This is a genomic window from Nocardiopsis lambiniae, from assembly GCF_031845465.1.
GTDB classification, from domain to species: domain Bacteria; phylum Actinomycetota; class Actinomycetes; order Streptosporangiales; family Streptosporangiaceae; genus Nocardiopsis; species Nocardiopsis lambiniae.
Genome location: NZ_JAVREP010000023.1, coordinates 50884 through 73092 on the forward strand (window position 1 = coordinate 50884; position 22209 = coordinate 73092).

Genomic DNA, 22209 nt, shown 5'->3' on the forward strand with positions numbered 1-22209 from the left:
CACGCCACAGCCTCTACCAAAACCGCCACAAAACACCCCCCACGTCACGGTGACTGCGCCAACAAAATCCCCTGGTCCGTCAACTTCCCGAACGTGGTCACGCGCAGTTGGCCATCAGCGTTGATCGCCTGCACCTCCTCGATCAGATCCCCTTCTCCAAGCCTGAGCACGCATTCGTGCACCTGATCCGCTGTCAGGCTAGTTTGGGAAACGATGTCGTTCGGGTTCAGCCTGCGCCACTGGCCCGTCTCGTCGTGATCGGCGAGCATGAATCGAGCGACTTCCTGATCCGTCCTGGTGTAGTTCATGCCGCCTATCCTGCCGTGCCCGACGCCTGCACGGGGCAAGGAAACCACCGTAGCCGGAAGCGGACACCGAACACGGCACCCCGAACACCGCTACCTTGGTGCCATGGACTTCCCCGAAGCCCTTAGAGACCCTGCCTGGTGGAGCGTAGCCATTTCGGCAGCAGCGTTCTTCGTCTCTGCCTATGCCGTTCTGCACGCGAGGTCTTCTTCCAGATCAGCGAAGATCTCTGCCTCTGCAGCCAAGGAGCAACTACGCCTCGAGCACGGCAAAGCCCTGAGCGACATCGCACGCTGGGACTTCAAAGAACTCCCTGAGCCAGAAAACCAGCACCCGGACCAGCCCCGCCGAAAGGGCATCCTTACCAACATCGGAAAGGAGGTCGCCGTCAACGTCCGCGTCACCTGGACTGGGCAAGCCCTCGGGATGCGCCCAAAATCAGTTCACGCGGGCGATTCGATCAACGTCACACGCTGGTGGGATGGGCACGACCCACTGTTCGACAAGGTGATTGTGACTTGGAATCGCCCCGACGGTCTTAGCGAGGAGGACCAGGTGCAGGTGATACCCCACGTGCGGCCGGGACTTCTAGAGTGAGCTCTCATCCGATGGCCGCAGGTTCAAATCCTGCCATACGGCGCCAGCGGGACGCCCTGCAGAGCGGTTAACACGAACCCCCTCGTCCCACCCCTGCTTGCGGTCCTCAGCTTCCTTCTGCTTGCACCACTGGTCGAGGCACAATAAAGCCCGTAGTGTGGCGTGGGCCAGCACAGCCATGCAGCGGCTCGCGGCGCTCTTGGGCGCCAACTCCACCAACCCAACCATATGGGCTTGGAGTTGGCGCTCACTGCTCAACGTGCCCTTGATCAGATCGCTGTCGAGCCAGCGCAGGGCCACCACCCCCACAGCCAGTCTGATCCCCAGGGTCGTACTCGGAGGCGGGAGGAATGAGGAACGACGACGGGCGGTCTTCGGCGCGCCTGAGGCTCGCCCTCAGACAGTCCGTGGATCGATGACGCCTTGACCCGGATCTGTCATGCGGGGGCTGTAATGGAAGCCCTGGCGTGAGCCGAGGCCGGACCAAAACCGGTTCCGGGTCGTGGCCGGCAGGCACGGTTCGTGGTCTGCGTGCCATGCTCACGCGCGGCCCCTCGGCCGATGAACATCGAAAACTTCCCGGAGGGCCGATGCGCACAATCGGAATCGACCTGGCCGTCGCGGACCTCAACACCGCGGCCGCCACCATCACCTGGCACGAACACCGCGCGACCCTCGACCACCCGCACACGGGGTGCACCGACACCGAACTCCTACGCCTGCTGACCAACCTGACCCCCGGGGACCAAGCGGGGATCGACTGCCCCTTCGGCTGGCCAATCACCTTCACCCGGGCCGTGCACGCCCACGCCCACCTGCAGCCCTGGCCCGGGCGCGGGCTCGACCACAGGTCCCACTACCAGGCCATGCGGTTGCGTCTGACCGACCAGCGCGTGCACCGGGTGTCGGGGGTTCGTCCTCTGTCGGTGTCCTTCGACAAGCTGGGGGCCGTCGCCGCACGCTGGGCGTACCTGGCCGACGCCCTGGCCGCGGCGGGCACACCCGTGGACCGCAGCGGAGTCACCGGTCGGGTGGTGGAGGTGTATCCGGCGGCCTCGCGCACCATGTGGGGACTGGGCAAGAACCGCGACATGGCCGTGCTCTTGGACGCGGCGCCGTGGCTGGAGTGCTCTGCGCAGGTCCGGCACGCCTACGAGGCCAGTGAGCACGCCTTCGACGCGCTGATCGCGGCGCTGACCGCCCGGGCCGCAGCGGTGGGGCTCACCGCCCTGCCCGAGGGTGAGGAGGCCGGGTTCGCCCGCGAGGAGGGATGGATCCACCTCCCAGAACACGGAACCCTCGAAGCCTTGAAGGACCCAGGCCCGGTGAAGGATTGAAGGCGCGGACCACCTGCGACCAGTTGCAGCTTCGGTGTTCGTGACGGCGTCGAACAGCAGCGGGGGTCATCGGTCCTGGACCGGGAAGGTCAGCAGCCGGAACTCGCCCCGGAGCCCTTCCAGGCGCGAGTAGGTCGTCCACCCGCACCGGTAGGGGCCGCGCAGCCGGATGGGCTCGGTGCGTTTGCGCATGGTGCCCCGGCCGGTGCCGGGCCCCAGGCCTGGACCCCGGAAAGGTGGGTGCCCTCATAGAGGCGGAAGGCGTCGGCGTTGGTGGCCCGGCCGTGTCCGGGGCGGTTCCAGTAGCCGGGGTCGTTGGACACCACCAGCACGCCCCCGCTCCAGCCCGGTGACGGTGCGGTCAGCTGCTCCACGCGGGCGATGTCCTTGACGACGTCGTAGCCGCGGATGTCCTGGGCGCCCTGGTCGGCGAGGTCGAAGCGTTCGCCGGCCAACGTGCCGGTCCAGGCGGCCTTGAGGTACTTCAGCTCCAGCGCCAGGTGGCGGTTCTGCTCGGGGCGGGAGATCAGCACGTCCAGGTGCCCCACCGCGGTCTTGACCTCCAGCTGGACCCGCAGGGACGGCTCGAACAGGTGCGCCGTCCAGGCCAGGGCGTGCTGGAAGTCCGCCTCGGAGTGGAACACCGGCCGCGCCCGCCGCAACCCGCCCAGCCACGCCGCCACCCGCGGCCCCCAGTAACCCGCCATACACAAAAACTAGCGGGGCTACGGGCACCCACAGAAGGCTCCTCCGGCACCGGGGACACACCCTGACGATGGCGCGCCGACCATGCGGGATCGTCGCTCCCGTCTGAGTGACGGGAGGCAATCCCGGCACACGCCGCATGCTCCAGCTCAAGTACGGAACACCCCCGACGACCTGGCCAAGCTGCGGACTCTCACCCTGGCGTTCTTAAGCCGGTTGGACCAGGACACGGTGCCCGAAGCGATCCGGTGGGTTTCGTATGAAGCGTTCACTCACCCGCTGGACGTGATCGGTCTTCGCTGACCAGCGTCAACTCCACTGCTCACCGAGAATAAAACAGCCCTGTGCATCCAAAGGGCTCCTCCGGACGACGCACGAAGTAAGAAAACTTATGAATTAATTAGTCCTGCGACCGCACCCTGATCTCCTTCGCGAATGGCGACCATTGGGCGTTAGCCGCAGCGGTGATCCTGCATGGGACAACCTGCATTCCCACCACAGCAGGAGGATAAAGACAGGGATCAAGAACCGGGAGCGACTGGAGGAAAGTAACTTCCCGCCTGAACCCCGGAGCCAAACGAAGCCGTCCAGTCAAATCTGAGTCATCTACAGTACCAACCTGACCCTTTGGACAATTTCCTTGCTCACATCGGACTTCAATCCAAAACTAAATAACTAAATATCAAATTCATCCAAAGGAATAGTCAACCCAGAGGAATCCTTCAACTGTTCAATTCCAGCCTCCAAACATTCGGCCAAACTTACACCCTCAATGCGAACAAAATAAGCACTCCCCACCCCAGGGCCAGAGAAAACCAAGGTCCACGGCTTAAATCCAGCACCCCTTCTCTCATGGTCAAATTTAAGAATAACGGTGATCCCATAACTCCCCAAGCACTCCAACAAGCCTTCGATATTAGGCCGGCGAGGAGATCCCACTAGTAACCCCTCAACCTCGAAGCAATCCCGTCCACATCCATCGTGTGGCCAGGCTTTCTCGAATCACTCACAGTAGCAATCACCCTCCAAAGATCATCATTAGTGGGGCCGCTGATGATGTTATTTCGCTCCATGAGATTTGTGACGACAGCGTGAGCAGTACGCTTGTTTCCATTGTCGAACATGTGGCCACCTGCGACATCTCGAATAATCACAGCAGATTTCCGCCAAAAACCCGTGTACCTACTTGCATTGGCCAAGGTCCCCTCGGGGGATCCATGCAATAGAGTTCTTCCCCCGAAACTCTCATTGATATCGCTTATCTCACTGGCTGTGACTGGGTTTTTAAAACCACCATCATCACAGTTGTGGTTGAGGACGTCGAGGGACCCCGCAGCAACATGGTAGGTGTGAACACCCTGGACGGTCAGGTTGTGAACCGTGGCGGGCAGGGACCAGGTCTGGATCGCGTTGATCTGGACCCAGGTACCGGCCGAGGTCTGCAACCACATGCCCGGGGCGAGGTCGATCGCGTCGACCCAGGCCTTCAGGTCAGGGACCCAGAAGGGGTGACCGTCGGTCGCGACGATAACGTCCCCGGCCGCCACCGGACCCGGGATACCCGCGCTCTCGGTGTCGACCTGCACCGCACCTTGGGCAACGGTCTCGTCCCCGGGGGCGTCACGTTCGGTGGTCGGATCGATGGTGATCTCCACCAACGCCTTCGCACCCGAACCGACGATCGTGGCCAACACCGTGCGCGCGGTCTGCTCGCCGGTTTCCGGGTCAGTGGCCAGGACCTCGTCCCCGATCTCGACGTTCTCAATGGGCTTGGTCGATCCGTCGGCCATCACCACACGGGTCCCCGGCACGAAACTGTTCCCGATGGGACAGGACGTCGGCTCTGGTAGGGCGTCGAGTTTCTTCTTCGCCCCGATCAAACCCTTGATCCCGTCGACGAGCTCACCGCCCAGCTCCGCGATCTTGCGACCCAGCTCCACCGCCTTGCCCCACCGCAGCCCGTACTTCGCCGCGATCTTCGCCGGCAACCCGCCCACGAACATCAACGCGATGTTCAGCGCCGTCTCACCACACGCCGCCAGGTTCCCCGTCGTGAAGCACTCCAGCCCCGCCGTGATCCCCAGCTCGTCGGCCACCAGCTGCGCCAGACCCGTCGCGGCCTTGATCAGCTTCTGCTTGGCCTCCTGGATCTCACGCTGCGCCGCCAGATGCTCAGGCGAGGCCTGCGACTGGTACGACGACCCGCCCGACCCGCCGCCGCGCGAGACGACGTTCGGCTTGGAGTACCACTTCGTCCACCCCGTCTGCGGGCTGTGGTACTTGATCTGCTGGTTGGAGTAGTCGTACATCGAACCCGGCCGGTTCCCGGTCGGCGGGCTGATCAGATACCCGCCCGGACCGCACACGTCGATGCACAGCATCAGCCCCGAGGAGTCCTCGAACGTGGCCGGGTTGTTGTTGGCATAGCTGTAGCCGTGCATCTGCTGGTGGTCGGTCACGTCCATCAGCGGGTCCACCGAGATGAACCGACCCAGAGATGCGTCGTAGGCCCGAGCGCCCAGCTGGGTCAGTCCCGTGGACTCGTCGACGGTGCCGCCGACGAAGCCCTTCTCAGACGGCCAAGCCCCCTGCGCCATCCGGTCCTGGCCGAACACCGTCATGTATCGGTGCGTCTCCGCGCCGGTCCGGGCGTCAACGGCCACCTGGCCGGTGCCGTGGTGGTCCGAGTGCAGCCACGACAGAGTGGCATCGTTGTTGCGGACCGCGACCCCTTCACCCGCGAAGCTGTAGAACCGGGTCGCCTCCTTGATCAGCGAGGTCTTGTCCAACCGCAGCTCCATCCCCGGCAGGTACAGGGTGGAGGCGTCCGGGGCGTGCCGGATCAGCCGGCCGCCGTCCGCGTCGTAAACGTAGGAGGTGACTCCCCCGTCCTCCTCGGTCACCGACGCCAGCTTGCCCTCGGCGTCCCACTCCAGCTCCTGGTCCCGGGCCGGTGTCGTCCGGCCGGTCATGTTGCCGGAGGCGTCGTAGGCGTAGGTCTCCAGCGCGGTCCCCGCCGGCCCCGATTCCTGCACCTGGGTCAGTGTCTGCGGGCGCAGCCCCGCGGCGTCGCCGTGGGTGTAAGTGCGCACCGTGTTCCCGACCGGGTCGTGGCGGGTCTCGGTGGTGCGGTTGCCCAGGGTGTCGTAGGTGTAGGAGTGCCAGTACGGGGACGCCCCGCCCAGGTTCTGCTCCGACGGCGCCGCCTGGCAGGCGTTCTCACCGGTGGCGTCGGGCGTCCACACGTCGGTGAGGCGCCGCATGTGGTCGTAGTCGTAGCACTGCACGTCCGCTTGGAGGTGGGCGGCGGTGGGCTCGTTGCGCAGGTTGAGGATGTTCCCCGCGTCGTCGTAGGCGTAGAACTGGTGGGCCAGGGAGCCGGTGACACCGAGCTGCGGGACCATGCTGGTCTCCGACATGCGTCCCGTGGTCGGGTCGTAGTGCCGGGTGATCCAGGTGGCGTGGGTGCTGGTCTGGTCGGTGTCCAGTTCGATCTGGCGCAGCTCGCCGAGCTGGCTGTAGACGGTGTCGGTGACGACTTCGTCGTAACCGCCCGCGGTGAGGGGCAGGCCCAGATCGTTGTAGGTGTAGGTGAAGGTCTCCTGCCCCAGGCCGCCCGCGGCGGGGTAGGTCTGGGACTTGAGGGTCCCGTCGAGGTTGTAGCGGGACACGAACCGATAGCGTCCCGCCAGTCCCACCTCGCTGGAGGGGATCAGGACCTCGGTGGTGGTGGGCCGGTAGAACGTGTCATAGGTGACGACACGGTTGGTGTAGGCGTTGCCGTCGGCGTACCGGGTGGCCGAGGTCAGGTGTCCCTTGGCCAGGGTGTCGTACACCCACGAGGCCCGCAGCGTCCCCTGGGGGCTGTCGTCGCGCAGCTCGGTCTGGCGGCCGACGGCGTCGTAGACGTAGGCCAGCGTCTCACCGCGGGCGTCGGTCTTGGTGACCATCTGGTCGAGCCGGTCGTAGGTCATCGTGGTGGTGCCGGCGACCGGGTCCTCGGTCTCCACCAGGCGACCGCGCAGGTCGTAGCCGTGGCTCCAGGTGTTGCCCTCGGGGTCGGTGACCGTCTCCAGCCGGCCCTGCGGGGTGTACGCGTAGGTGATGGCGTCGAAGTCCCCCTCGGGGGTGCCCCCGGTGTAGGTGCGCGACTCCACCAGACGCCCGTGGGCGTCGCTGATGGACGCGGTGGCGATACCACCGTCGGCCGGGGTGAGCAGGGAGATCTCTCCCCGGTACTCGGTGCTGACCCGCCAGCGCTCCTCACCGAACGCGACGTGGAGGACGTCGGTGACGCGCCCGTGCCCGTCGTAGACCGTCTCGCTCTGCTGGGGGATGTGGGCGTCGTTGGCGACGACGAAGAGCGTGTCGGAGGGCTCCGCCGCGTTGTGGTAGCTGCTCCGGACCTTGACGACCTGGCCGCGGCTGTCATGGAAGGTGTCGGTGATCAGACGACCGTCGTTGACCGCGGGCGCCTGGGTCTGCCGGAGCCGCAGGTGCGCGTCGAAGATCTCGTAGCCCGTGGTGTACCCGCCCTGGGCGTTGAGGGTGTGGGTGACGATCGAGGTGGGCGCGTCCTGGCGGATGTGGTACTCGAACTTGGCCGTGGGGGTGTCGAGGTCCCTCCTGCGGTCCGGCAGCCACACGGAGGTCAGACGGCCCAGCGGGTCGTAGGCCATGTGCATGGTGCGGCCGTTGGCGTCGGTCTGGGACAGCGGCAGACCGCGGGCGGGGTCGATGACGCTGCTGTTGACGTGTCCCAGCGGGTTGGTCTCGGTGACGCCGTTGGGCAGCCCGGCGGCGGTGAACGAGTAGGCGGTGGTGCTCACCCCGCCGTTGGCGTCGGTCTCGGAGACGGTGTTGCCGCGGGCGTCGAAGGCGGCCTGGGAGACGGTCTGGTAGACCGGGTTCCCGCTCGTGTAGGTGTCGAGCTTCTCGGTCTTGGTGGGCAGGCCGCGGGTCGGGGCGGCCCCGTGGGCTCCGCCGTCGTAGAACACCCGCTCGTCGGTGACCACGTCCCCAGGACGCTGGGCGGTCTGCTGGCAGTCGATGGCGAGGGTCTCACTGCGTGAGACCAGGTTGAGGATCCACTTGTCGGTGTTGTGGACGTAGGTGGTGTTGACGCACTTCTCGTCGCCGGTGACGTCCACGTCACCGAAGTCCCGGACACGTGTGACCGCGCCCCGGTCGTTGATGGTGTTGTCGAAGCGGGTGTGGAACCAGGTGCCGTCGGACTTGACGGCGAAGCGGTCCACCCGCTGTGTCTGGATCATGTGGGCGGACTGCGAGCCCCAGGAGTGGGTGACCTCCGCGGTCTTCTTCAGCCACGGGGTGCTGATCTCCCGGGAGATCACCTCGCCGCCCGCACCGTCGCGGACGATGGTCTCGCGCAGGGTGCCGTTGAGCTCCTTGTGGTCGGTGTGCGAGACACCCCGGGAGTCGGTGACCGACACGCTGCGGGTACCGCTGGGCTGCTTGTCGCCGTCCATGCCCTGGAAGTACAGGTACTCGGTCTCACTGATGGGGTCCTCACCGCGGCCGGTGCGGACGATGACCCGGTCGTAGCCGCGCCAGTCCCCCCAGGTACGGTACTTGTCCTTGACCATCCCGTCGGCCTCGGTGTACCGCCAGGCCGGGGTGCCCACGTAGTCGTAGCTGGTGGTCATCGCGGGCTGGTCGGTGACCAGGTCGAGTTCGTTCACCTGGGTGACGACGTACTTGTGGAACCAGTCGGTCAGCTCCACCCCGCCCTCGGGGGTCCACTTGACCGGGTAGCAGCGTTTGGTGTTGTTGTGAGGTTGCGGCGTCTTGCCCGGTTCGCACTCCGGTTCGGAGTAGGTGATGTCCAGGTGGCCGCCGGTCTCGGTGTAGATCGAGGTGATGCGCCAGCGCAGCATCGGCGCGATGTCGTCGGTGGGCGAGTCGACGCGGTTGGGCAACTGGGTGCCCGCGAAGGTCACCTTGGGCAGGGTCGCGGTGCCGCCCACGTGGCCGGTGTGCTCGATGGAGTCCAGCCACAGGGTGGGCCCGGTGCCGTCCCCGGCCTCGGGGAAGGAGTGCTCGAAGGCCCAGGTGTCGACCTTGGTGTACTCGCTACCCTCGCGGATCTGGGTGGTGATTCCGTCCAGCTTCTTGGTGGACCAGAAGGTGGGCGTGTGCCGTCCCGCGCAGGAGGTCCCCGACTTGCAGTCGAGGTCCAGGGGGACGTCGGGCCAGTGCCGGGCCTGACCGGAGGTGCGCTTGTCGGCGGCGCAGTCGAAGGAGGAGGTCGGCAGGCAGCGCTCGGAGGTGGAGAACACCACGCGGGCCGGGGCGGTGGCGTACACGTCGCTGCTGCGCAGCCCGTACTCGATGCGGGCGATGTTGGCCGCCCGCACGTACGGGGTGGCCGTGGTGGTGAGGTTGCGGCCGTAGTTGTTGGTCTCGGCGGTGTAGTAGAACGTCATGACGTTGCCGTGCACGTCGACGACGTAGTCGAGGTTCCACTTGTAGGCCTGCTGGCACCAGGACTGGGAGAACGTGGAGTTGTAGCAGGGCTGGCCGGACTTGGTCGAGTAGACCGGCATGGTCTGTGCCGACTTCGTCTCCGGGTCGCCGCTGGCCCACCCGGGCAGGCGGTTGCGGCCGAAGAAGTACTGGGTGCCGTCGGGGGTGGTGACCTTCCAGTACTCGCCCTGGTGGGCGCCGTTGGTGGCGCCGGTGAGGCGCTCGACCTTGGTGCCGTCGTCGTTGGAGAGCCGGTAGGTGCCGTCGGAGTGCTTGATGAGGGCGCCGGAGTGGCCGCTCATCGACAGGGTGACGTTGTCGGTGTTCCAGCACAGGTCGCCGGTGTCGTGGCCGGCGTCGGAGCAGGCGGCGTAGCGGCGCTCGATGGCGCCTGGGGCGTAGGCGAAGCCGTCGCCGATCCAGGAGGTCTGGTTGTTGGAGGTGGCGATGCGGCCGTCGATGCCGCCGGAGGAGTAGCCCACCCCCAGTGACGGGGTCAGCTGGCTGGGGGCGGGGGGCACGTTCAGACCGTAGGACCAGGAGAAGTCGCCGGCCTGGGCGTTGACGTTCCAGGTGGAGGACGCCGACAGCTGGGTGGCGCCGTAGTCGCCGTTGCCGCCCGCCGGGGCGGCGGCCAGGGCGAACAGGGCACCCTGGGCGGGTGCGGCGGTGACCACGGCGGACAGGTTCTGCTCACCGACGTTGTTGTCGATCAATTCCGTGGAGTCGAAGGCGACGGTGTCGTCTGCGGCGCAGGAGTCGTCGAGCACGCAGGGGTCGAGTTCGACGACGTGCAGGCGGGAGGCGTAGTCGCCGCCGAACGCGGCGGCGAAGTCGGAGTAGTCGACGTCCATCCGCACCGGGGCCAGGGAGGCGGAGTCGTCGGTGCGGGTCACGTGCACCAGCAGACCGTTGACCCCGACCTCCTCGGCCGTCTCCCGGTCCAGGACCTCGACCTGGACCGCTTCGACCGGTTCGGGCTCCAGAGTGGGGTCGAGGGCGGGCTCGGACTCGTCAGGGGTGAGCGGCTCGCGGCGGTTCTCCTCACGCGACGGCGAGGGGTCCGCACTCGGAGAAGGTTCGGCGTCACCGTCACCGCTTTCACCCCGAACCGGGGAGTCGGCGTCGGGCTCGGTACGGGCCCCCTCCTCCCCGCCGGTGTCCGGTGTGGTGGGCTCCGGCGTCTCCTCGGCCTCCGGGCCGGGTTCGTCCTCCTCGGGTGCGGGGGCGAACTCCTCCCAGTGCTCGGGAACCTCCCAGTCAGCGAGTTCCTCCCCCGTCAGCGCGGTGATCGTGACCGGGGACTCCTCCTGGACGGCGAACGTGCGCGCACGGTCCCCCGCCAGGTCGACGTCGAGCACCGCTTCCTCGGGCCAGTCGACGCTCTCCGGCTCCGTGACCGCGGCCTCGGCCACCGCGTCATCCTGCGCGATGGCTTCGGACACCAGGTCGGAACCCGCTACGGAGGCGAGATCCTCGACCTCGGGGCGCGGGTTGTACGCCAGGGCGGAGGCCGGGAGCGCATTGAGCAGTCCGGCCACCACGATCAGGGCGGTGGTGTAGGTCAGACCCTTGCGGATCCGGCCGGGGCGGGCGGGGGAGTCACCGTGCGGGGTCACAGCGTTGTCCGTTTCCTTCCGTCCCCCGCGCTCGTGGGCGCGGGGGACGATCACAGGGGGTGAAGGGGGATGTGTGGAGGGCTCAGATCTGGATGTTGGGGAACTCACCCAGGTACACCCGGTCTCTGTCCCGTTCGTTCAGAACACCCTGATAGGCGTGGACGTCGTCGACGTCACCGCTCCAGTGGTAGGTGTTGGTGCCGGTGTGCTGGGCGCTGCCGATCCGTAGCGGTCCGTCGGCGTGCCAGGCGTGGTCGACGGGTGTTCGGGACTCCTCGAAACCGTTGACGTACAGGATCAGTTCGCCGCGGGTGTGGTCGTAGACGCCCACCAGGTGGGTCCACTCCCCCAACCGGGCGGGAGAGGCCGAGTAGGCGTAGGTCCATCCGGTCGAACCGGAGGTCGGGCCGTCGTCGTGGGGCGCCATCTTGAACGTCCAGGCGTTGCGCGACCCCTGGTAGCCCAGGTGGAAGCCGCTCTGGAAGGTTCCGGCCTGGCTGACGGCAGAGGTGTTGAGTCCCTGGCCGGTCTCGTCCAGGCGCACCCAGGCCGCGACGCTGAAGCTGCGGTCGCTGCGCAGAGCGGGCCCGGGGGCCTCGATGTACTCGTCGGTGCCGTTGAGCCGTACGCCCGGTGATCCGGTGGCGCTGTTCTCCGCGAGGTTCCACGCGGTGAGCGGGTCGCCGTAAAGAGTGGCGTCCAGCCCGTGGTCGGTGGAGTCGGCGATCTCGGTTCCGTCGTACTCGTCCAACTGCCAGCGCCCTTGCGGGGCGACGGGGCGGTTGGCCAGACGCCAGACCTCGTTCTCGAACTCGCGGTCGGAGACGGCCTGGTCGTAGACCATGCGGTCCCACACGCGGACGTCGTCGATCGAGCCGGGCCAGTAGTAGTTGCCGACGCCCTGGAACAGGCCCCGGCCCACGGTCAGCGGCCCGGTGGCGTTCCATCCGCCGGTGTGGGTGGCCTGCCCCTGCTCGACGCCGTCGACGTACAGGGTGAGCTTGCGGGTGACCTCGTGATAGGTCCCGACCAGGTGGGTCCACACCCCGATCTCGGCGGGCTCGGTGGACATCACCGAGGCCCACGGGCGCGAGCCGTCCCAGTACTCGTCCTCCGGGGACATCTTGAACACCCACTGGCCGGTGTTGCCCTGGTATCCGAGGTGGAAGGCGCTCTGCTGCGTGCCCTCCTGTGCGACCGCGGTGTGGTGGGCGTAGGCGCGGTCCAGCTTGACCCACACCGACACCGAGAACGTGCCGGAGGTGTCCACGGCCGGGTAGTCGGCGTTGATCTGGTCGTAGGGGCCGGGGTCGCCGTCGGTGTACCCACTGGTGTGCACGGCGGTGCCGTTCATCCGCGGCGTCGGGTTGGAGCCGGGGTTGTCGGTGGTGCCCACGCGGCCGCGCACCCAGTCGACGCCGTCGGAGAGGGTGGCGCCGCGGTCGGGGTCGATGGCGTCGGCGGCACGGTCGCCCTGGCCCTCGTCGAAGCCGATGTGGGCGACGGGGTCGCTGGGCGGAGCCACGAGGAAGGAGTACACCAGCACGCAGTCGGAGGAGTTGCCGAAGCCGTCCACCGTGCGGGCGTAGATCCAGTTCGGGCCCTCCTGGCGGGGGGTGAGGGTCAGTGTGACCGAGCCGCCCTGCGTGGACGGGGTGGCCTTGGTGGTGCAGGAGTCGTCGTTGAACCCGTAGTGGTACTCCTGGGCCGTGTCCACCCCGTTGTTGCTGAAGGTGAACTCGCCCGGCAGGCCCGGGGAGCCGTGGAAGTCCTCACCGGCCGGGTAGTCCGTGGAGGCCACCGCCGGGCCCTGGTCGGGGCGCGAGGTGTTGACCATCAGGTAGCACGACCCGGTCCACCCCGACCAGGAGGTGCCGTCGTTGGCGTTGGCCTTGTAGGTGATCAGGACGTTCTCGGGCAGGGCGGTGGCCCGCGCCGACTGGAAGGACCCGGAGTTCCACACGGCCACGTCGGTGGAGGGGCTGTCGACGTCGTCGATGCGCACGCCGTCCACCCACCAGGCGAAGCGGGTCTTGACCTTCTGGCGGCTGGCGGAGGTGGAGTCGCGGTCGCGGACGTAGGCGGTGAACGTGGGGCGGGTCTCGTTGATCAGCCGCGGCTTGGCCGGGTCGGGGGAGCAGGCGCCGCCGTGGGAGTCCGAGACCTGGACGGGCACCTCGGGCGGGTTGTTGTAGTCGACCTGGAGCGTGGGGTTGTGGTCGAAGCGCCGCCAGTCGTAGTTGCCGGAGGACTTGGTCTCGTTGCCGCGCAGGCCCAGGGTGGTGGTCTTGTTCCCCGCGTCGCGGCTCCACACGTACCCGGCGGTGGCGTTGAACTCCACCGTCGGCGAGGCGCCGCCCGGGCAGGTGGAGCGGCCGGCGTTGATGGTCTCGGTGTCGAGCTTGGTCTTCCAGGCGGTGGTCTGGGAGTTCCAGGTGGTGGAGGAGGTGATGGCGTTGGTGCGCCACAGCTCCACCTTGGCGTTGCCGCAGCCGTAGGCGTGGGTGACCCTGGCGCGGAAGGTGACGTCGGTGATGGTGGCGTTGACGGTGCGCGAGTCGACGGAGAACCGCCAGAAGGCGCGCTTGGTGGTGCCGTCCTGGGGTTCGTAGCCCACGCCGGGGTCGTGCGAGGTCGGGTAGTTCCAGTACGACTGGCTGGGGTACTTGGCGTCGACGTAGGTGCGGCCGACCCGGCTGACCGCGACCGAGGGGTCGATGTAGACCGGGTACTCGGTGGCGGTGTCGGTGAGCATGGCCCGGTCGGGGACCAGGCGGATGGCGTCGGGGGTGACGTCGACGTCGAGGAGTTCGGTGCGGGCCGAGGCCGGGGCCATCAGGGTGGGGTCCTCGCCGGTGTCCTCGACGCCTGCGGAGTCCCACATGGCCGGGGCCACGGCGGTGAACACGCTCTGTCCGCCCTGGTCGCCGACGGCGTCGAGGTTGCCGTTGGCGCCCTGGTGGACGGTGACGCCCTCGGAGGACAGGGCCAGTTGGAGTTCGGCCAGGTCCGGGTGCTCGGCGGCCTCGGGGGTGTGCACGACCAGGACCTGGCCGAAACCGTCCACCCCGGCGGTCATGACCAGGTCGACGTCGGGGAGCACGTCGGGGTAGGTGGCCTGGTCGCCGTCGACGACCGGTGCGGGCAGGTCCTCGTGCCAGCCCAGGGCGACGCTGTTGGAGCCCAGGCCGATGCTCACCAGGTCCCGGTCGCCGCCGCCGGAGAAGACGATGTCGGCGACCGCCGCTTTGGGGCGCAGGGCCCCGTCGGCGCCGGCCACCAGGCCGGTGTCGACCGGGGTCCAGCCGTCCTCGTCGCGGACCCGCACCGGGAGGGCGCTCTGCTCCATGGTGAAGCCGCCGTCGGGGTTGGCCAGGTGCCGGGTGGTCTCGGTGGTGGCCGCGGTGATCTCGACCGGCTCGCCGGTCTCGGCGGCCAGGGTGAGGGCGGCCTGGTCGTCGATCAGCCCGGTGGTGGAAACGGCCGGGGTGTCGGAGTCCGGTTCCTGATCCGCGTGGGCGGGGGTGGACATGGCGGGCAGCAGGAGCACAGGGGCCAGTACGGCGGCGCCCCACGCCCGAGCACGGCGGGGCATGGCGGGGCTCTTCCTCGTCCCAGGGTCGGGGGATCACCGAGCAGGGGTGCCGCGCCATCGGGGCGCGACCGGTGGCGGTCGTCCTGGGACAGAACGGGACATTAGCAACCAGGAGTGAACACATGGATAGTGATACAGTTCACATCCGTGACGAGACTGCGCCGCTGACATGTGGTTTCCGCGAACCAGATGGAACGAGATCCCACCCTGTCCCATTGAGGACACGTCCGAAGGGTTTGAAGCCCCACAAGATCAGGAAGAAAAATTGTCCGTTTTCGGGCGCTTCCAAGCGAGACCGTTCACATCCACCGCCCCGCCCAGACGCACGATTCAAAATCGCGGGACGACCATTCGACCCACATCTCACACCCGAAGCCTCGCCCTCATACCGAACCCAGCCGAAGAAAACCGGCAACAAGAGCGCTTCGACCCACAAGAACGTGGAGGCACCACCGGACGCCGCCGACAGGGCATACGTGCTCCGTTCGTGCTCCGCGGCTTTGGACCGGGGCGACACCAGGCGGCATGACATGACACCAAACGGCACGGCGGATTGGATGGGGTGGCATGAAACGGTACGTATCGACACGTGAAGGCACGCAACCAGGGCACTTCTAATCCGATGGCCGCAGGTTCGAATCCTGCCGGGTGCGCCACAAATCCCCAGGTCAGATGGGGTACCCGAGGACCTCGCAAGAGGTCCTCGCCGCGTTCCGGGGCCATGTGTGCTCCTGGTGTGCTCCCCAGTACAAGGTCCGTACAGGCAGGACACCCACCTCCCGAGCACTTTGCCATCCCGTGACCCTGCGGGCCAGTGCTGGGGCTCCCCCGTGTCCGCCCACCAGCGCCCCACAGCCGTCCCGACGCCCTGTGTAGGCATGTATCCGCCAGCGCCCCGACCGGGGCGACCAGGAGCCGAAACGACCACGTCCACACCGAACACCCCATCCTGTCCCAGGCGGCAGGGTTCCCAGGTCAACGGATCACCTGGATATCCGGCAGAGGATGGTCCCACCTACCAGTCAACTCAATGAGGACATGGCGAGCGAGCCGTCGGGCCTGGTTCCATCCCTTATCGCTGGACAGGGCACTCCTCGTCCACCGGTCGCTGTTCCCCTGCCCACTCATGATCATGAACAGCGTGTCGATCTCACGTAGTGCGTCTCCGACGCTTTCATCGATCTGCCGTTGCTCGATCGGTATCTCAAGCATGCGAAAGACATCGTCGAAGTTCAGCGCGATCTCATCCACCACGACTTCGTGTCGATCCACCCAGGCTGTTTGATCCGAAGCGTCAGCCGCGACCACTGCCAGTGCATCGATGAGCAGTTGTTGAAGGGGCGAAGGAGCTGGGTAGTCCATCCCCTGATTGTGTCGCACACGCGCCGCCCTTCAACGACATCAAGACCACAGAAGCACTTGTTTGAGTCCTCACTCCCATCAGACCTTTGATCCGATGGCCGACCGCCCCCGCCCATGAGGAAGCCCCAGGCCGGGCGGGGTGAACCCGCCGCACGGCCCGGGGCACGGGGTGTTCAATCGCTCCTGGTGTGCTCCCCCGTCCCGCTACCCGACCGACACCGGTGTCCCGCGCAGCAGCGCGGCCGTCGCCTCCGCAGCGGCCTTGGCCACGTCGGGGTACACCGTCTGGTAGGTGTCCTGGGTGAAGTGCGTCGTGGCGTGGCCGAGCTCGGTGGAGACCACCTTCACGTCCGTACCCGCCGCGAGCGCCAGGGAGGCCGCCCCGTGGCGGAGCCCGTGCAAGGTGATGGGCGGGAGCCCTACGGCTTTGGCGATACGGCAGAACCAGTCACTGACCTGCCCCGGATGCCACCCCGACCCGTCCTGACGGGTGAACACCAACCCCGTACCGGTCCAAGCGGATCCTGCTGCAAGGCGGTGTTCGTTCTGGAACCTCTTCCATGCCCGCAGGATCTTGACGGTGTCGGCGTCCAAGGTGATCGTGCGCTGGCCCGCCGCGCTCTTGGGGGTGGAGGTGATCGTCTCCCACGCCAGTTGCACGACCTGGACGCGGATGTCGATCTGGCCGTCCACCAGACGGGTGTTCGCCCACGGCAACCCCACCGCCTCACCCCGGCGCAGCCCCTTGACCGCGATGAGGTGAAACAGAGGATGCAGCCACGTGTACCGCCTCGCGTGCTGCAGGAACGTCCGGGTCTGCTCCGGAGTCCACACCATCACCTCCCCCGGCACCGTCCCGTCCTTCTCCCACAGGCGCACCCGATCCGCAGTCCACACCAGGGGCCGCTTCCGGGGGTAGGAGGGAAGGCGCACGTGGGAGGCGATGTTCACCGTGACGGGCAGGTCCGGGGAGCGGACCGCGTCCGACAACGCGCTGCGCAACGTGGCACGGATCCGGTGCTTCGTCGACAGCGAGATCACCCGCCTCCCCCGCACCGAAGCCCGCACCTGCGGATCGGAGGATTCGCGGCACTCCAGGACGTGCACGTTCTCCTCCTCCACTACCGCGAACATCGCCTCCACATGACGCGCTTGAAGCCGATCCACCCGGATCTTCCCCAAGTGTGGGGTCAGGTATTTGCGGATGTGCCCGTCATAGGAAGCCCGGGTCCCCTCCGCGAGATCGGGCTTGCCGTCCAGCCACTGGCGCAACCACTCCTCCACCAGCGGCGGCTCGCGCCGGATGTCTGTCCCCGCGCCGATGCGTTTACGGACCTCCTCCACCTCCGGCAGAGGCCAGCGGCCCTTGAGCGCGGTCTGGATCAAGTCCGCGACCTGGACTTCAAGATCCTGCTCGCCCTCGGCCAGGGCCAGCAGTGTCTTCACGTGGTCGAGCTGCCGCCTGGCCTCCTCCTGCGAGGCCAGACCGCCCCTTCGGGCTTGGCGACGCTTGCCCTGGTCGGTTCGGGGCAGTTCGAGCTGGAACCACCAGTTCCCGTGCCTGGGGTTCCACGCCCCGTCCTCCCGCCGCAATCGCGGGCACTTCACCCCCAATGCCCGGCCGCTGTCCTCCTCCCGACACCCGCACCGTTTGAACACCGACCCCTCGTACGCGGTCATCGATGCCCTCACCTTTCTTCCGTGGCATTCACGCGCGCACCGCACCCGCACCCACTCGCTGGGGTGACCGAGGCGGGGGTGGCCAGGCCGAGGTAGGTCAGCACCCCGGCGGTCGGAACCACCCAGCTGCGGCCGACCCTCCGAACCGGGACCGGGAAGGTTCCCCCGCGGAGCAGCCGGTAGACGGTGGTGCGCCCAAGCCCGAGCAACCGCCCCGCCTGAACCGGGCCCAGCACCACCGGCAACGAGGCGACCTCGGCCACCGTCACCGGAGCATCCCACTTCACCACACCCACCTCCCCACCACCTCTGAACTGCACGAACACGGCACGCGACCCCGCCGACGGCGGGACACTGTGCATCCACGCTCGACCTCGCCGAGCAATGCAAGCGGATTCACCGAAACACCCACCGGACACGCGCTCCACCCCGCGAGCACACCCACAAAAGGGCGCAATGCCCGATTCCGCGGACACGGCCCACAGCGGCCACGTCCGTACCCGAAACCACGGCACCGCCCCCACGGGGTCAGCGCCGGGCATCCGGGCCGTGTGGGTGCGTTGAACGCCCCACAGCCGCCCCGCACCGATTTCGGGCGCGAGCCCGCAAACGACCCCGTCCCCAGCAGGGAGCTGCCCCTGGACGCCCCCGGCGAAGCCGTGCCGGGCACCCCCGGAGGCGGGCTCGGCTTCTCTCTTTCTCTTCATGTCCCTTCAGGAGGACGTCCCGCCCCGTCGATGCGACACCGAACGAGAAGCAGTCCAGCGACACGCTCCCGTCCGCCAGGAGCAGCACCCCAGCGTGCAGACCAGGTGGAGGCCAGCGCACCGCCTCGGCGTATGCATCAGCCTCCTCGACCTGCCAGGTCGGCCACCGCCCCGAACCGGTCGCTTTGAAGCGGGAGTGTTCTTCCAAGAGACCGAGGACGGGGCGCGGAGCGACGAAGGCAACAGGAGGGAAGGGCGACCCGCACGGCGCAGCGCCGTCGAGGACACCGGCCGATCCGCCGTCCTGTCGGGGGTGCCCGCCGCCCTACGTGAAGTCGACCACCCACTGGGTAGGAGTCTGGACCCGTGAGACACACTCAAAAGCGCTGTGAGCTGCAAGAATGCGCGAGATCCGGGCGGTTGTGCCCCTGGGGGCACCGGCGTGGCCACACGCGCAGGCAGGGGCGTAGTCACAGGCGTAGTCACACGCACGGCCACCGGCGTAGTCACAGGAACCCCCTTCAAGCGGGGATGTCACCACGCCGGAGAACCCGACGCACCACCCCTCTTGTCGCTCGGTCCGACCAGACCGGCGGCTTCCCTACGCTCGGGATCTTCCGCCCCCGAGCCGCGTCAGCGAGAAGCCCTCGCACAGCCCGCCCCGATCCGCCAGGAGGATCACCCCGGCGCGCGGACCAGGTGACGGCCAGCGCATCGCCTCGTGTGTGCATCAACCACCTCGACCTGGCACGCCACCACCCCGGAACGGTCGTTTTCCAGCGTTCTCGAGAATATGTTTTCGAGAGACCAAGTCCAGGGAATCCAGAGGGCTGGAGAAAACAGCACAAGGGGAGGCGACCCGCATGGAAGTGCGCCGCCGAGGGGCGCGGTCCGAGGCCCGCCGCCCTCGGGGCCGCCCCGCCCCACGTGAAGAGGAACTGCCCACTTGGGTATGTGTCTGGATTACGAAAGGCCCACCCGGAGCGGCTGCGACCTGCACTGATAACGCGCACAGGGTGGGCCGTTCTAGGGCCTGTATCGAGTCGTGATCAATCTGCTGGATCCGCCCCGGCGACCAGGGCGGATCCGGTAGTCCAAAGCGCATGACACGCGCGCAGTTGACCGATGAGGAATGGGCGTACATCCAGCCGTTCCTGCCGATCGGCGAGTACGGCCCCTACCCCACCCGGCTGCGGCAGCAGTTCGAGGGCGTCATCTGGCGGTTCCGCACCGGAGCGCAGTGGCGGGAGATGCCCGCCGAGTTCGGCGCCTGGCCCACCGTGCACAACCGGTTCCGACAGTGGCGGGACGCCGGGGTCTTCGACACCCTGCTGGAAGGACTGATCGCGACGGCGGCCGAGCGGGGCCGGGCGGACCTGTCGCTGGTCAGCGTGGACTCCACCACCGTGCGGGCCCACCACGACGCGGCCGGGATGCACCTGGACGCCACCACGCTCGCCGCCCTGACCAAGGCCGCCGCCCACGAGGAGAGGACCCGCTCAAAGGGGGCGGCGAAGAGGGACGAACCGGGCGGGGCGCCCCGGACGGAACCGGACACGACACCGACGACGAGGCCCGGGCCGAGCGCGGGCGCCTGCGGCGGCGCCACCGGGGTCGGCTGAAGGCCGCCCTGCTGGGCCGCTCACGGGGCGGGCAGACCAGCAAGATCCACATCGCGGGTGAGCGCGGATGCCGCCCGCTCGTGCTCACACTGACCGCGGGGCAGGCGGGCGACAGCCCGCAGTTCATCCCCGTGCTGGACCGGGTACGGGTGCGCGGACCGGTGGGCCGTCCCCGCACCCGGCCCGACGCGGTCGCCGCCGACAAGGCGTACTCCTCCCGCAAGAACCGCGCCTATCTGCGCAGACGGGGCATCAAAGCGGTCATCCCGGAGAAGCGGGACCAGGCCGCCAACCGGAAGAGGAAGGGCCGCCGGGGCGGCCGTCCCGTCTCCTGCGACGCCGATCTGTACAAGGAGCGCAACACCGTGGAGCGGCTGATCAACAAGCTCAAGGCCTGGCGCGGTATCGCCACCCGCTACGACAAGACCCCCGAGAGTTACCTGGCCGGTCTCCATCTGCGTGCCTGCATGATCTGGATCAAGGACCTCATCCGAGCCGATCAATGATCACGACTCGATACAGGCCCTAATAGGCCCACCCATCGGCCCGGTCACAGGCCCCCCGAAGGGCCCAGTCACAGGCCCAGTCACAGGCCCACCCCGAAAAAGCCACAAAACCGACACCCCGAGAAGCCCAACCACCGCACCGACTTCCCGGAAAGCAACCAGGAATGCTTTCCTCGCAGCCATTGATCGACGAATACGAGAGGGCACTCGAGGGGGCAAAGAAAAGCACTGAGGGGCGTCCCCTCCCGCAGGAGAAGACACCCCAGTCCGTTCAGGGCGTTCTCAGCCCCGCAGCGCCAGGTAGGCGCGGATACGGTCGGTCAGCTCCGCGAGCTCCTCCTCCACCGGCTCAGGCTCGACACCCGAAGGTGTGGCCGGGTAGTCCTCCGGTTCGGCCGGGCGGGGGCGAGGAACGGACCCGAGGTTGAGGTAGGGGCGCACCAGGGCCCCGGCGATCTGGGCGGGTTCGGCGTCCACCCTGTCCTCGAACTCGAACTCGAACTCGAACGGGGCGGAGCGGTCGCGGTAGGCCTGCTCCCAGCGGGCCGAGGCGGCGGACACTCCGCTCTCCCAAACGTGCTGTTCGGGGAAACCGAGGTGGTCGGCGAGCAGGTCGCCCTTCCTGGAGGCGGTGACGGACGGGGGTGTTGCGGGCAGTGCGCGCGCGGGACCCGGCGGGGCAGCCGGGGTGGGCGGGGGTCGAAGAGTGCGGCCAGGGCGGTGGCCAGCAGCGCGGCGGTCAGCGCCCACACACGCCCGGCCATGCTGGGGCAGGGCCGCCGGTGGCGACCGGTAGTAGGGTGTTCCACGGTCTCCTCCTGGTTGGATCAGGTGGTGATCGCGCCCCGGTCCGGTGTTCCAGCACCGGTCGGGGCACCTGTCTTCTGTTGGTCGTTCAGCGTGTTCATGCAGGTCAGGTGAGTGTCATTGGCCCCGGCGGCGTCTACCGCCAGAGACTGCGCTTCCCACCCGAGTCCCCCGCGCACACGGCTTCCCCCACCCGCCGGGTACGTGCTTCCTACGGCGGGCTGGTCGATGGTCGCTCTGCCTCGCGAGGTCCTTCAAGCCCGTTGGGGGATGGGGCCCTACCGGTTGTGGTCGCGGATGTGTCCTGATCGGGCGAAGGCCGCCCGCACCGTCAAAGCCTCGCCCGGATCTCCCACGAAGTCCCAGTACAGGGCCATGGACTCCACCAGTGCCAACCCGTAACCGCCCTCAGCGGCAAAGCCTCCTCCTGTCGCTGTTTCCGGGTGGTGGATCACCTCCGGCAGGGCTGGGGCCTGTGTCCCGGGTCGAGGCCCGTCGTCGGTCACCTTCAGCAGGAACAGCGCGGGGCAGCGTTCGATCTCGATGCGCACCCGGCCTCCCGGCAGTCCCGAGGCGGTGTGCGCCAGCGCGTTCGCGTGGAGCTCGGCCAAGGCCGCGACCAGGGGCCGGGATGCGCACGGTGTGCTGCGCAGGGCCTGGGTCGCCCAGCGCCGCGCCGGGCTCAGGTGGGAGGGGTGGTGCCCGCACAGCAGACCCGAGGCGTTCGGGTCGTCCAGGCGCAGACGCCGGGGCGGGGGCAACGCTTGTTGGTCGGGGTGTGGGGGCGGTGCGGCCGCCATCAGTCCGCCTCCCGGGATCGTGAACCGGGGCAGGAGAAGAGGGTGGTGTTCCCGCGCTCGACCCCCTGCCACAGGTCGAG

Annotated in this window: 11 protein-coding genes and 1 pseudogene; 3 read left to right on the forward strand and 9 right to left on the reverse strand. The window is 67.8% G+C overall.

The window, feature by feature from the left end:
• Positions 1–44: 44 nt before the first annotated feature.
• Positions 45–308, reverse strand: a complete 264-nt coding sequence (locus RM479_RS23915; RefSeq protein WP_311513959.1) for a hypothetical protein — start codon at positions 306–308, stop codon at positions 45–47.
• 103 nt (positions 309–411) lie between these two features.
• On the opposite strand from RM479_RS23915, the gene RM479_RS23920 reads away from it, so the two are divergent.
• Positions 412–903, forward strand: a complete 492-nt coding sequence (locus RM479_RS23920) for a hypothetical protein (protein WP_311513960.1) — start codon at positions 412–414, stop codon at positions 901–903.
• 590 nt (positions 904–1493) lie between these two features.
• Positions 1494–2240 (forward strand): DUF429 domain-containing protein, encoded by a 747-nt coding sequence (locus tag RM479_RS23925; RefSeq protein WP_311513961.1) that lies wholly within the window; start codon positions 1494–1496, stop codon positions 2238–2240.
• Positions 2241–2329: 89 nt separating this feature from the next.
• On the opposite strand, the gene RM479_RS23930 is transcribed toward RM479_RS23925, so the two are convergent.
• The 6 genes from RM479_RS23930 to RM479_RS23955 form a co-directional block, all read right to left on the reverse strand.
• Positions 2330–2947 (reverse strand): hypothetical protein, encoded by a 618-nt coding sequence (locus tag RM479_RS23930; protein ID WP_311513962.1) that lies wholly within the window; start codon positions 2945–2947, stop codon positions 2330–2332.
• A 936-nt stretch (positions 2948–3883) separates the two neighbouring features.
• Complete coding sequence (locus RM479_RS23935) at positions 3884–11050, reverse strand: RHS repeat-associated core domain-containing protein (RefSeq protein WP_311513963.1); 7167 nt, start codon at positions 11048–11050, stop codon at positions 3884–3886.
• 82 nt (positions 11051–11132) lie between these two features.
• On the reverse strand, positions 11133–14645 hold the full coding sequence (locus RM479_RS23940; RefSeq protein ID WP_311513964.1) for a LamG-like jellyroll fold domain-containing protein: 3513 nt from the start codon (positions 14643–14645) through the stop codon (positions 11133–11135).
• Between the two features lie 975 nt (positions 14646–15620).
• The gene (locus tag RM479_RS23945; RefSeq protein ID WP_311513965.1) at positions 15621–16007 is read right to left on the reverse strand and encodes a hypothetical protein; all 387 of its coding nucleotides are present in this window, start codon (positions 16005–16007) and stop codon (positions 15621–15623) included.
• A gap of 204 nt (positions 16008–16211) precedes the next feature.
• Positions 16212–17687, reverse strand: a complete 1476-nt coding sequence (locus tag RM479_RS23950; RefSeq protein ID WP_311513966.1) for a tyrosine-type recombinase/integrase — start codon at positions 17685–17687, stop codon at positions 16212–16214.
• An 8-nt stretch (positions 17688–17695) separates the two neighbouring features.
• Positions 17696–18394 (reverse strand): helix-turn-helix transcriptional regulator, encoded by a 699-nt coding sequence (locus tag RM479_RS23955; RefSeq protein WP_311513967.1) that lies wholly within the window; start codon positions 18392–18394, stop codon positions 17696–17698.
• Positions 18395–19497: 1103 nt separating this feature from the next.
• On the opposite strand from RM479_RS23955, the pseudogene RM479_RS23960 reads away from it, so the two are divergent.
• Positions 19498–20522 (forward strand): annotated as a pseudogene (locus tag RM479_RS23960) (IS5 family transposase).
• Positions 20523–20804: 282 nt separating this feature from the next.
• On the opposite strand, the gene RM479_RS23965 reads toward RM479_RS23960, so the two are convergent.
• Positions 20805–21083: a hypothetical protein gene (locus tag RM479_RS23965; RefSeq protein ID WP_311513968.1), complete on the reverse strand. Its 279-nt coding sequence runs from the start codon at positions 21081–21083 to the stop codon at positions 20805–20807.
• A 524-nt stretch (positions 21084–21607) separates the two neighbouring features.
• Positions 21608–22090, reverse strand: coding sequence for an ATP-binding protein (locus RM479_RS23970; protein ID WP_311513969.1), 483 nt, complete (start codon positions 22088–22090; stop codon positions 21608–21610).
• Between the last annotated feature and the right edge of the window lie 119 nt (positions 22091–22209).

Bases quoted from the DNA above. Each gene is read 5' to 3' on its own strand.
- RM479_RS23915 (WP_311513959.1), bottom strand. From the start codon at position 308: ATGAACTACACCAGGACGGATCAGGAAGTCGCTCGATTCATGCTCGCC.
- RM479_RS23920 (WP_311513960.1), top strand. From the start codon at position 412: ATGGACTTCCCCGAAGCCCTTAGAGACCCTGCCTGGTGGAGCGTAGCC.
- RM479_RS23925 (WP_311513961.1), top strand. From the start codon at position 1,494: ATGCGCACAATCGGAATCGACCTGGCCGTCGCGGACCTCAACACCGCG.
- RM479_RS23930 (WP_311513962.1), bottom strand. From the start codon at position 2,947: ATGGCGGGTTACTGGGGGCCGCGGGTGGCGGCGTGGCTGGGCGGGTTG.
- RM479_RS23940 (WP_311513964.1), bottom strand. From the start codon at position 14,645: ATGCCCCGCCGTGCTCGGGCGTGGGGCGCCGCCGTACTGGCCCCTGTG.
- RM479_RS23945 (WP_311513965.1), bottom strand. From the start codon at position 16,007: ATGGACTACCCAGCTCCTTCGCCCCTTCAACAACTGCTCATCGATGCA.
- RM479_RS23950 (WP_311513966.1), bottom strand. From the start codon at position 17,687: ATGACCGCGTACGAGGGGTCGGTGTTCAAACGGTGCGGGTGTCGGGAG.
- RM479_RS23955 (WP_311513967.1), bottom strand. From the start codon at position 18,394: ATGAAGAGAAAGAGAGAAGCCGAGCCCGCCTCCGGGGGTGCCCGGCAC.